At 39.6% G+C, this 12,452-nt stretch carries 9 protein-coding genes and 1 riboswitch; of the genes, 7 read left to right on the top strand and 2 right to left on the bottom strand.

What is annotated here, in order from left to right:
• The first annotated feature begins 41 nt into the window (after positions 1–41).
• Both uvrC and J1899_RS16510 read left to right on the top strand, forming a co-directional pair.
• Positions 42–1,814 (top strand): excinuclease ABC subunit UvrC, encoded by a 1,773-nt coding sequence (uvrC, locus tag J1899_RS16515; RefSeq protein WP_214475296.1) that lies wholly within the window; start codon positions 42–44, stop codon positions 1,812–1,814.
• A gap of 229 nt (positions 1,815–2,043) precedes the next feature.
• A riboswitch (Lysine riboswitch) is annotated at positions 2,044–2,221 on the top strand.
• Between the two features lie 222 nt (positions 2,222–2,443).
• Positions 2,444–3,673, top strand: a complete 1,230-nt coding sequence (locus tag J1899_RS16510) for an aspartate kinase (protein ID WP_066443095.1) — start codon at positions 2,444–2,446, stop codon at positions 3,671–3,673.
• 89 nt (positions 3,674–3,762) lie between these two features.
• Here the strand turns inward: J1899_RS16510 and J1899_RS16505 are convergent, their stop codons facing one another.
• Positions 3,763–4,212 carry a YslB family protein gene (locus J1899_RS16505; protein WP_066443096.1) on the bottom strand — a complete coding sequence of 150 codons (450 nt, stop codon included), beginning with the start codon at positions 4,210–4,212 and terminating at the stop codon, positions 3,763–3,765.
• 350 nt (positions 4,213–4,562) lie between these two features.
• Between J1899_RS16505 and J1899_RS16500 the strand changes: the two genes are divergently transcribed.
• The 5 genes from J1899_RS16500 to J1899_RS16480 all read left to right on the top strand — a co-directional run bounded on the left by J1899_RS16500 (position 4,563) and on the right by J1899_RS16480 (position 11,104).
• Positions 4,563–5,171: a succinate dehydrogenase cytochrome b558 subunit gene (locus J1899_RS16500; protein WP_066443097.1), complete on the top strand. Its 609-nt coding sequence runs from the start codon at positions 4,563–4,565 to the stop codon at positions 5,169–5,171.
• 47 nt (positions 5,172–5,218) lie between these two features.
• A complete protein-coding gene (gene sdhA, locus J1899_RS16495; RefSeq protein ID WP_066443098.1) occupies positions 5,219–6,979 on the top strand; it encodes a succinate dehydrogenase flavoprotein subunit in 1,761 nt (586 codons plus the stop codon).
• Positions 6,980–6,981: 2 nt separating this feature from the next.
• A complete protein-coding gene (gene sdhB, locus J1899_RS16490; protein ID WP_066443099.1) occupies positions 6,982–7,749 on the top strand; it encodes a succinate dehydrogenase iron-sulfur subunit in 768 nt (255 codons plus the stop codon).
• A 1,222-nt stretch (positions 7,750–8,971) separates the two neighbouring features.
• A complete protein-coding gene (locus J1899_RS16485) occupies positions 8,972–10,576 on the top strand; it encodes a bifunctional metallophosphatase/5'-nucleotidase (RefSeq protein WP_214475293.1) in 1,605 nt (534 codons plus the stop codon).
• 54 nt (positions 10,577–10,630) lie between these two features.
• The gene (locus tag J1899_RS16480; protein ID WP_214475291.1) at positions 10,631–11,104 is read left to right on the top strand and encodes an acyl-CoA thioesterase; all 474 of its coding nucleotides are present in this window, start codon (positions 10,631–10,633) and stop codon (positions 11,102–11,104) included.
• Between the two features lie 246 nt (positions 11,105–11,350).
• On the opposite strand, the gene J1899_RS16475 is transcribed toward J1899_RS16480, so the two are convergent.
• Entirely contained in the window at positions 11,351–12,055 is a 705-nt protein-coding gene (locus J1899_RS16475) for an excalibur calcium-binding domain-containing protein (RefSeq protein WP_214475289.1), read from the bottom strand.
• Positions 12,056–12,452 lie beyond the last annotated feature (397 nt).

Genomic DNA, 12,452 nt, shown 5'->3' with positions numbered 1-12,452 from the left:
AGGCCGGGGTTTTTACTTCCTTTTCGAGGATGTGTTTGACGATGAATGACATCATTAAAAATAAATTAATGATTTTGCCTGCACAGCCAGGGTGCTACTTAATGAAGGACAGGCAAGGCACTATTATTTATGTGGGCAAAGCGAAAGTATTAAAAAACAGAGTCCGGTCTTATTTTACTGGCTCACATGATGGAAAAACGCTGCGCCTTGTTAACGAAATTGAGGACTTTGAATATATTGTCACTTCCTCCGATATGGAAGCGCTGATTCTTGAGCTCAATCTAATAAAAAAGCATGATCCTAAATACAATGTCATGCTGAAGGATGATAAAACCTACCCATTTATTAAATTAACTGCTGAAAGACATCCGCGTCTTATTACGACGAGAAAAGTGAAAAAAGACAAAGGCAAATATTTTGGTCCATATCCAAATGTTCATGCTGCAAACGAAACAAAAAAGCTGCTCGATCGCATTTATCCGCTTCGGAAATGTGCTACCTTACCTGACCGCGTATGCCTGTATTATCATTTAGGACAATGCCTGGCTCCATGTGTGAAGGAAGTGGATCAGCAGCAATATCGGACAATGACAGAGGAAATTACCCGTTTTTTAAATGGCGGTTATAAAGATATAAAGAAAGAACTTACAGAAAAAATGGCGGCTGCGGCTGAAGACCTTGATTTTGAGCGTGCAAAAGAGTATAGAGACAAAATCGCTCATATTGATGCAACGATGGAAAAGCAAAAAATGACAACGACTGACTTCACTGATCGTGATGTCTTTGGTTATGCTGTTGATAAAGGCTGGATGTGTGTACAAGTCTTTTTTATCCGCCAAGGCAAGCTGATTGAAAGGGATGTCTCCATGTTTCCCATTCATAACGAGCCTGAGGAAGAAATCCTTACGTTTCTCGGTCAATTTTACATGAAAGCAAATCATTTTAAGCCGAAGGAAATTTTAGCACCATCTTCTGTTAATGGCGAGATGGCAGAAAAGCTTCTTGGTGTAAAAGTATTAAATCCGCAGCGGGGACAAAAGAAAGATTTGGTTTCATTAGCTTATAAAAATGCCAAAATCGCGCTGCAGGAAAAGTTTTCTCTCATTGAGCGGGATGAAGACCGGACGATTAAGGCAGTGGAGAGTTTGGGCGAACAGCTTGGAATTTATACGCCGCATCGGATTGAAGCATTTGACAACTCAAACATTCAAGGTGCAGATCCAGTATCTGCAATGATCGTTTTTATTGACGGAAAACCGGCGAAACGGGAGTACCGTAAATATAAAATTAAAACCGTTCAAGGCCCGGATGATTATGAATCCATGCGTGAGGCGGTTCGCAGAAGGTATACTCGAGTGTTAAAAGAAGAGCTGCCTCTACCGGATCTGCTTATTATTGATGGAGGAAAGGGTCATGTTGAAGCGGTCAGAGATGTTCTTGAAAATGAGCTGGGTCTTGATTTGCCGCTGGCAGGACTCGTAAAAGATGAAAAACACCGAACGTCGCAGCTGTTATTTGGGAATCCGCTGGAAATCGTTGCGCTTGCACGCAATAGCCAGGAATTTTATTTGCTGCAGCGAATTCAGGATGAGGTCCATCGCTTTGCCATCACGTTCCATCGCCAGTTAAGAGGAAAAGGTACATTCCAATCTATGCTCGATGACATTGCTGGGATCGGTGAAAAGCGCAAAAAGCAACTGTTAAAGACCTTTGGTTCAGTTAAAAAAATGAAGGAAGCTTCTGCAGATGACTTCCGCCAATTAGGAATTCCTGCTAATGTAGCAGAAGAACTCGTAAAGAAACTAAGTGAATAGCGTTGTCATCATATAGACAATATGCTATACTTGGACCAACTTTCATATTCACTCACTTTTTTATACTTTCTGAAAGTATAAATTTATAGACTTAGAACAGTGACTAGCTGCAATGCTTAGCCCATCTTGGGTCTAAGCCGATCTGTCCAGAGGGTTAAAGACAATCTTCTAGCCAGCTCGGTTTATGCTTATCGGGGCTTAGCAAGGCGCTTCGCTTTTCTTAGCGTAAAGTGAAGGTAGAGGTGCAAGCTTCATCAGTAACAGCTTTGAGGAGAATGAGCTCCGACGATTTGCTGTGAAAGGGAATGTTTGCCGAAGCAGGGGGAGACTCATCACTCGCCATGCTGGTCTTGCATTGAATAAATGCCGGATTGTCAAGACAGTAGTCTTGGAGAGCTATCTCACTGTGTGCACGTATTTTTTGTATACGTTTGACTACACAGCAATGAGATAATTCTCATTGCTTTTTTGTTTTGTCTGCATGTTTACAGAAGAAATCGGGAATCGATTAACTAGCGATTTTTCATACAAAACTGCAAAAAAGAGAAAGATACAAAAATCATTCTTCTTATTGAGACAAAACAAAATGGCAAAGGGAAATCATCATAGTCGGAAGGAAGGGTATTCAAATGGGTTTAATTGTGCAAAAGTTTGGGGGAACTTCGGTCGGCAGCGTCGATAAAATTCAAAATGCTGCAAACCGGGTCATTGAAGAAAAAAATAGGGGTAACGATGTTGTCGTTGTGGTCTCAGCGATGGGAAAGACAACAGATCAGCTTGTTGGCATGGCAAAAGAAATTACGTCCTCCCCCAGTAAAAGAGAAATGGATATGCTCTTAACAACAGGGGAACAAGTGACGATCTCGCTGTTAAGCATGGCTTTAATTTCTAAAGGTCATCCGGCCGTTTCAATGACAGGCTGGCAAGCAGGTGTTGAAACAGAGGAAATTCATGGAAATGCAAGAATCTTAAATATTGATAGTGATAAAATTGAAAAGGAAATTCAGCAAGGCAAAATTGTGATTGTGGCCGGCTTTCAAGGCGCTACCTCAGAGGGAGAAATCACTACTCTGGGAAGGGGCGGTTCTGATACAACAGCCGTTGCACTTGCAGCAGCGCTAAAAGCTGATAAATGTGATATTTATACAGACGTGACTGGGGTATTTACAACAGATCCCCGTTACATAAAGAATGCCCGCAAGCTTCTATCCGTTTCTTATGATGAAATGCTGGAACTTGCCAATTTAGGAGCCGGAGTTCTGCACCCAAGAGCGGTTGAATTCGCGAAAAACTACGGAGTTTCTTTAGAAGTAAGATCTAGCATGGAAAAAGAACAAGGAACAACGATTGAGGAGGAAGTTAAAATGGAGCAAAATTTAGTTGTACGCGGAGTTGCGTTTGAAGATGAAATCACAAGAGTATCTGTCATAGGGCTTCCAAGCAGCCTTGGCGGATTATCTACCATTTTCTCAGCACTAGCCAATGATCATATCAATGTGGATATCATTATTCAGAGTATGACGGAAGGCGAAACTTCTTCGCTGTCTTTCTCCATTAAAAATGAAGATTTAACAGAGACTGTTAAGGTGCTTGAGAGAAATCGTGATCAGCTTCTATATGATCGAATCGAATGGGAATCTGGCTTAGCAAAAGTTTCAATCGTAGGTTCAGGCATGATCTCAAATCCAGGGGTAGCAGCAGAAATGTTTGATGTGCTTGCGCAGAACGAAATTTTAGTCAAAATGGTCAGCACATCTGAGATTAAAGTTTCAGCAGTCGTAGAACAAGTGAAAATGCTTCCTGCCGTTGAAGTGCTTCATGATGCATTTCAGCTATCTGCCAATTCAGTGAAAGCATAAGAATAACACTAAAAAAGAAGAAGCTTCTTTTATTCGAGAGCTTCTTCTTTTCCTCATAATTCAGTATTGTATCGCAAATTATAGAAAACTTAGATTGTATCCTTTTTATCCCACTTAACAGTAAAAAGAACTTTTCCTTTTCTTTTCTTAGGATGTTCGAACGCTTCACATATGTACCCTTTTTGCTGTTCGATCTGTTCAGCAATAAAACCCGCTTCAAGCTGAAAGGCACAATCTTCATCGTTTTTACAGCGAGCGCTAATGATTGCGCTTGATAATTCTAAGTCCATCTCATTTTTTGATTCGTTCAAGAGCATTAGATTGCCCCAGCCTGCGCTGGAGAAAAAAGAAATCATTTCATCTATCGAAGCCAATGGGTATTTTCGTGCCAATCTTTTTCCTGCCCAATATAAAATACCGGGAGCTTCTTTGCCCAGTAAATCCTTAAGCAGCACTTCACGAATTAATTCATACCCAAATGCTGGCACAGTTTCATCATGAACGGTTAACGGTTTTTGCTCTGGTGTTTGATCAGTCAATAATCTCCCCTCTTTCTATGAGACTATTATATACAATTTAGAACCCTTTTAGTCAAAGATACATGAAAAAAGCATATATTTGATAAGGGAAAATAATGCTATTTTAATATATTTCATCTTTTGAAAAAAATGAATGATAATTCAAGTGTGAACGTGTTTTTTCAATTTCAATATATTTATAAAATTTTATTAATATTGAACAATTTGTGTATCCGTTTTCTTGACGCTCTTTTCTGTTGAGAGTAAAATGGACTTGTCACATAATTGTAAGATATAAATTTTCATTTTTTACTGATGTTAGGATATGAATAGATCCTGAGCATCACGTTACAAAACAGGGGGGATATTTTATGGCGGGGAATCGAGAGTTTTTTTATCGCAGATTGCATTCATTGCTTGGTGTTATTCCGGTTGGATTGTTTTTAGTACAGCACTTGGTTGTGAATCATTTTGCAACTAAAGGTGAAGAAGCATTTAATGATGCGGCACATTTTATGGAAAGTTTACCATTTAGGATTTTCCTAGAGTTGTTTATCATATTTTTGCCTCTTTTATTTCATGCAATCTATGGGCTTTATATCGCTTTTACAGCAAAGAACAATACTGTTAAGTACAGCTTTTTCCGTAACTGGATGTTTATGCTTCAAAGGGTAACCGGTGTTATTACACTGATCTTTGTTGTATGGCATGTATGGGAAACACGTATCGCAGCTGCATTTGGTGCAGAAGTAAACTATCAGATGATGGAGAATATTTTTGAGAATCCTTGGATGATAGCATTTTATATCGTCGGTGTTATCTCTGCTATTTTCCACTTTGCTAACGGTTTATGGAGCTTCTTTGTGAGCTGGGGAATTACAGTAACTCCAAGATCTCAATTAATCTCTACTTATGCAACACTAGGTATTTTCATTGCACTTTCAATTGTTGGTATTCGCGCGATTTTCGCATTCGTATAAAATTATGCAACCTGTTGATATAAAGAAGCAATAAGGGAGTGAGTCACATGGGTAAAGGAAAGGTTATCGTAGTTGGCGGCGGTTTGGCAGGCTTAATGGCCACAATCAAGGTTGCCGAAAAAGGACATCCAGTTGAATTATTTTCATTAGTTCCAGTAAAACGTTCTCACTCTGTTTGTGCCCAGGGCGGCATTAACGGAGCTGTTAATACAAAAGGTGAAGGAGACTCACCTTGGGAGCATTTCGATGATACAGTATACGGCGGAGATTTCTTAGCAAACCAGCCGCCGGTGAAAGCTATGACAGAAGCAGCACCAGGAATTATTCATTTACTAGACCGCATGGGTGTTATGTTTAACCGTACACCAGAAGGATTGCTTGACTTCCGCCGCTTTGGGGGAACACAGCATCACCGTACAGCATTTGCCGGGGCAACAACTGGTCAGCAATTATTATATGCACTTGATGAGCAAGTCCGCCGTCATGAGGTTTCCGGATTAGTTACAAAATATGAGGGCTGGGAATTCTTAGGCTCTATTATTGACGATGATGGGATATGCCGAGGCGTTGTTGCTCAAAACTTAACAACAATGGAAATTAAATCTTTTGCCGGCGATGCAGTTATCATGGCTACAGGCGGACCAGGGATTATCTTTGGAAAGTCTACAAACTCAGTTATCAATACAGGTTCAGCTGCATCAATCGTATATCAGCAGGGCGCATACTATGCAAACGGAGAATTTATTCAAATTCACCCAACTGCCATCCCTGGTGATGACAAGCTGCGACTAATGAGTGAATCTGCCCGCGGTGAAGGCGGCCGAGTTTGGACATATAAAGACGGAAAGCCTTGGTATTTCCTTGAGGAGAAATATCCAGCATATGGAAACCTTGTTCCTCGTGATATCGCAACGCGTGAAATTTTTGATGTCTGTGTAAATCAAAAATTAGGAATCAATGGTGAGAACATGGTTTACTTGGATCTTTCACACAAAGATCCAAAAGAACTTGATATTAAGCTTGGCGGCATTATCGAAATCTATGAAAAATTCATGGGTGATGATCCTCGTAAAGTGCCAATGAAGATTTTCCCTGCTGTTCACTACTCAATGGGCGGATTATGGGTTGATTATGACCAGATGACCAATATCCCTGGCTTGTTTGCTGCTGGTGAGTGTGATTATTCACAGCACGGTGCGAACCGTCTTGGCGCAAACTCCTTACTTTCTGCTATTTACGGCGGTATGGTTGCCGGTCCAAAAGCACTTGATTATATTAATGGTTTAGAAAAGACTGCAGAAGATATTTCTTCAACTGTGTTTGACCGTTTTGTTCAGCAGGAAGAAGAAAAATGGAACAGCATTATGTCTATGGATGGCACTGAAAATGCATATGTTCTTCATAAAGAGCTTGGAGAATGGATGACTGATAACGTAACGGTTGTACGTCATAATGACCGCTTACTGAAAACAGATGAAAAAATTGTAGAGCTTTTAGAGCGCTATCAAAATATAAATATTAATGACACAGCAAAATGGAGCAACCAGGGAGCGATGTTTACCCGCCAGCTTCAAAACATGCTTCAGCTTGCACGTGTTATTACCATTGGAGCTTATAACCGTAATGAAAGCCGCGGAGCGCACTATAAGCCAGACTTCCCAGACCGTAATGATGAGGAATTCTTAAAAACAACAATGGCTAAATTTGTTGATGCAACAAGTGCACCAGCTTTCCATTATGAAGAAGTAGACACAGGTCTAATCACTCCGCGTAAACGCGATTATACGAAGAAGAAAGGTGGCAAATAAGCATGCAAGAGACACAAGCTAAAACAGTTACGTTTATTGTCAGCCGTCAGGATTCGCCTGATGCCACCCCATATCAGGAAGAATTTAAGCTGGAATATCGTCCAAATATGAATGTCATTTCCGCGCTGATGGAAATCCGCCGTAACCCAGTTAACTCCAAAGGTGAGAGTACTACCCCGATTAACTGGGATATGAACTGTCTGGAAGAAGTTTGCGGAGCCTGTTCAATGGTTATTAACGGCAAGCCGCGTCAATCTTGTACAGCCCTAGTTGATCAGCTGGAACAGCCGATTCGCTTAGAGCCAATGCGTACTTTCCCTGTAGTGCGTGACCTTCAGGTTGACCGCAGCAGAATGTTCGATTCATTGAAAAAGGTAAAAGCATGGATTCCAATTGATGGAACTTACGATCTTGGCCCAGGGCCGCGTATGCCTGAGAAAAAGCGCCAATGGGCATACGAGCTATCAAAATGTATGACTTGCGGTGTATGCTTAGAAGCATGTCCAAATGTAAACAGCAAATCTGATTTCATTGGACCAGCACCATTATCACAAGTGCGTTTATTCAATGCACATCCAACTGGAGAAATGAACAAAGCAGAACGCCTGGAGCAAATCATGGGCGATGGCGGACTTGCTAACTGCGGTAACTCCCAAAACTGTGTTCAATCTTGTCCAAAAGGTATTCCTTTAACAACATCAATCGCAGCCTTAAATCGTGATACTACATTCCAATCATTCAAGAGCTTCTTCGGCAGTGACACGGTTTGATTCTGCAATTTGCCCTTCCCGTTTAATACGGGGAGGGTTTTTGGTTTTTTATAGAGGCATTTTGAGATGGAGGGGTAGGGGGGACAGTTTTGTAAATTAGAAAAGGGTAAGGGGTGTTGCGAAAGTTGATAAATGTACCTGTGTACTCCAGAAAAAGGTAAAAGGTGTCGCGAAAACCTGATAAACACACCCGTAAAGTCCAGAAAAAGGAAAATGGTGTCGCGGAAACCTGATAAACACACCCGTAAAGTCCAGAAAAAGGAAAATGGTGTCGCGGAAATCCAATAAACACACCCGTAAAGTCCAGAAAAAGGTAAAAGGTGTCGCGGAAACCTAATAAACACACCTTTATAGTCCAGAAAAAGGTAAAAGGTGTCGCGGAAAACTGATAAACAGCCCCGTAAAGTCCAGAAAAAGGTAAAAGGTGTCGTGAAAATCTGATAAACACACCCGTAAAGTCCAGAAAAAGGTAAAAGGTGTCGTGAAAAGCTGATAAACACACCTGTAAAATCCAGAAAAAGGTAAAAGGTGTCGTGAAAAGCTGATAAACACACCTGTAAAATCCAGAAAAAGGTAAAAGGTGTCGCGGAAAACTGATAAACACACCCGTAAAGTCCAGAAAAAGGTAAAAGGTGTCGCGGAAAACTGATAAACAGCCCCGTAAAGTCCAGAAAAAGGAAAAAGGTGTCGTGAAAACCTAATAAACACACCTGTATAGTCCAGAAAATGGCAAAAGGTGTCGCGGAAATCCAATAAACACACCCGTAAAGTCCATAAAAAGGTAAATGGTGTCACGAAAACCTAATAAACACACCTGTATAGTCCAGAAAAAGGTAAAAGGTGTCGCGGAAATCCAATAAACACACCCGTAAAATCCAGAAAAAGGTAAAAGGTGTCAAGAAAGCCTAATAAATACACCTATATAATCCAGATAAAGGTAAATGATGTCAAGTAAAGCTAATAAACACACCTGTTTAATCCAGAAAAAGGTAAAAGGTGTCACAAAACCCAAAATCACATCCCCCTAACCCCGAAAAAAGGGTATCTAAAGCGATCAAACCACCGCACCCAAGAAATCTCAGCAGCCAAGCATTAAATATCATTATTCCTGCAACCCAATGAGTAACCAAAAAACGAACTCCCCACTCCCCCTCCTATATAAATCATCAACTCGGGAACTATATCCTTTAGATGCGACTACAACCTAAGGAGTTTTAACGAGATGAGAAAGAAAATAATGATGCTGTTCTTAATCACACTTGTAATCTGCACGCTGCCTCTCGCAAATACATCAGCAAAAACTAAGGAAGTATCTTTCACCATTATTCATACCAATGACACACACTCCCATCTTGAACAAATGCCTCGTCTTTTTACGGTAATCAACAGTATTCGAGCTCAAAACAAAAATACTCTGCTACTAAATGCCGGTGATGTTTTTATTGGTACTTTATATTTCTCTCAATTCAAAGGGCTTGCCTCCATCCCTTTTATGAACAAATTAAAATATGATGCAATGACATTTGGCAATCACGAATTTGACTTGAAATCAGCGGCATTGGCTGATTTTATTAAAAGAGCCAACTTTCCATTTGTGAGCAGCAATATTGATTTTAGCGCTGATCAGCTGCTTGAACCACTATTCGTCCGTAAGATAACAGCAAATCCTCAACCAGGAAAAATTCATCCAGCGATTATTAAAAAGGTGGATGATGAGTTAGTTGGAATCTTCGGACTAACAACAGAGGAAACACCTCTTATTTCCCAGCCAAACCAAGATTTGATTTTTGAAGATGCACTGACAATGGCCCAAAAAATGGCAGCTCAATTAGAGCACTTAGGGGTCAATAAAATCATTGCTCTTTCTCACTTAGGCTTTGAGGAAGACCAAAAACTTGCTTCAATGGTTAAGGGGATAGACATGATCGTTGGCGGACATTCGCATACCAAGCTTGAGGAGCCAACTGTCATATATAACGGAAAGGATCCTGTATTGATTGTGCAGACGGGCGAAAATGCTGCTTATGTTGGTGAGCTTTCTGTTTCATTTACTGAAAAAGGATTGATCAAGAAATGGAATGGCAGACTTTTAGACGTACAAGCGAAGGATTCAAAAGGGAATTTCATATTTAAGGAAGATACGTGGGCTAAAAAACAGTTAAGTGAAGCAGACCAAGAGCTTGTTGACCTTCTTCAAGAAACAGTTGGCTATTCTCTCATACCATTAAACGGAGCAAGGGAAGATGTGCGCAGAGAAGAAACGAATTTAGGCAATCTAATTGCAGACTCTATGTTAAAAAAAGCAAATGAGGTTGTTCCAACACAGATCGCTCTTCAAAACAGCGGCGGTATAAGAACCTCTATACCAGAGGGAAATGTTGTTATGAGAGATGTAATGGCTGCACTGCCTTTTTCAAATACCTTATCTATTGTGGATATAACAGGATCAGAATTAAGAGATATCCTCGAGCACAGTGTCTCGCAACTAGACGGGAACACAGGACAGTTTTTACAAGTGTCAGGCATTCGGTTTGCATTTAATCCCCAATTGCCTGCAGGAAAAAGAGTTCTATCTATTAGGGTGAATGATGGAAATCATTATGAATTATTAAATCCTTCAAAGGTTTATACGGTCGCAGTTAATTCGTATCTTGCAGACGGAGGAGAAGGGTATGCCATTTTTAAGAGAAAGAAAGTGAACGAGAACATCATTGAAACGCCATTTCTGGATTATGAAATATTAGCGGAGTACCTAGAGGAGTATAGTCCTGTCTCACCCAGAACAGAAGGAAGGATCCAAAAAGTTTTTACTAACGAAGAACTGTGAAATTATGTTAAAATAGAAAAGTGAATAGTTATTCATTTTAAAAGGGGGATTAAGATGAGGAACAAAACTTACATAAAAGATATTAGCCAATGGGAAAAGGAATTTTCTTTCTTCTATGAAACAAAAGTAAGATTTAATGAAACGGATATGTTTGGTCATTTGAATAATACGGTTCCTTTTGTTTATTTTGAATCAGCAAGAATTGAATTTTTTAAAAGTCTCGGCTTCATGCAGAATTGGCTGGAGCCAGAAGAAGAATGTATTCCTGTTGTTGCTGATCTGCAATGCGATTTTGTGCAACAGGTATTTTTTGATGAACAGCTGAAAATCTATGTAAAAGCTGCAGCAATCGGTGGATCCTCGGTGGATATTCACTATATGGGTAAAAATAATAAGGAAGACACCGTTCTGACCGGAAGAGGAACGATGGTGCAAATTTCGAAAAAAACCGGAAAAGGTGTTCCATGGACAGAGGAAATGCGGGAGATGCTTGCTGGAATGAAGCGTGAGCCTGTAGATGAATGTTAAATAGTAAGTATACATAAGCCTGTCAAAATACTGTGACAGGCATTTTTTTATAATAATCATAATTTACGCTAGAAACTCAGAAGAAAGGAATAACGTTTTTTCCACTGCTTTAAGGTACCTTACTCGTATAATATATATTTTGAGATTTTTAATTAGACATATGTCATGAATTAAATGGTTAATAAGTTTGTTAGTAAAATTTATTCATATAACTATTTTTATTGAAAGATAAGTGTTAAAGAGTTTTTACCTTTCACAAGCCCAATTATCCTTATCTCTGTCCATCTTAGACTGATAAGCAGAATGATCAGAGGAAACACCGTTCGGATAAACTTTTCTTAATTCAGTGCAGTTTGCAAAGCTTTCATTTATTACAGTCGCTGCAGCAGTCGAAGTCGATTGACTCGAGGTACTGGCAGAAGAGTTGTTGCTAGCTGTAGAAGTTGACGTATTTCTAGACGCTAGCTGTCCCTTAAGGCTGCTTACTTCGCTGTCTAATGACTTATTTTTCTCCTGAAGGTCTGTAATTTGTTTTGTAAGATCAGCTTTTTCTGTATCAAAAGCATCTTTTTGCTCATTAAGTTGTTGTTCAGCTTTTTCCGCTGCTTCAACTTTAGTGGATACTTCATTTAATTCCTTATCCAAATCTTCTTTAGCAGCAGTTAGATCTTCAACGCTTACTTGAAGAACTTTCATTTCAGCTTTTAATTCCTTGTTCTCTGAAGATAACATTTCATTAGCTTGTAATGCTTCGGTTAACTGATCTTGCAAACCAGTGTCTATATAGGATCCTCCGATTATTAGCATAAGGAATCCGCCTATGAACGAAGGTAAAAACAGTTTTTTTGAAAAAACCTTGTTTCGATCTTTGATTCTCCGGATAAAATGAAAAATTGCATAAGCTAGCGAAAATAAAAATACAAAAAAACCGATAATAGCAATTGCTGTCATTATTCTTTCCCCTTTTCCCCTTAGATTATTGTGAGATAGTGTTTCTATATATAACCTTAAAGTGCTCTCATCCTTTAAAGCTAAAGCTCCAGTTTAAAACCTCTCAATACTCCCTCGCCGGTCCTGCTTTTATGGATTTAGAATGCATTTAAGTGATTAATAGTTTTGTAGCCGGTATCAACCTCAATAAATTTTTGGACATAATGGTATTATTTTTACACCATTTATATCTTGATTTCATATATGTCAATCTCACCTGGAAACAGTCATTCAAATTGTGAAAGAACTTTATCGGCACGGAGTTCCCAATCATCTAATTGATGATGTGCTTAAAGAAGTTAGGTGCATGCCAAATCACCTCTCTTTCCTCCTATATATAGAAAAGTAGTACATTGTT

This window comes from Cytobacillus gottheilii (genome assembly GCF_018582665.1).
GTDB classification, from domain to species: domain Bacteria; phylum Bacillota; class Bacilli; order Bacillales; family Cytobacillaceae; genus Cytobacillus; species Cytobacillus gottheilii.
The sequence above is the reverse complement of the archived record's forward strand: the minus strand, read 5'-3'. Positions and strand labels throughout refer to the sequence as shown.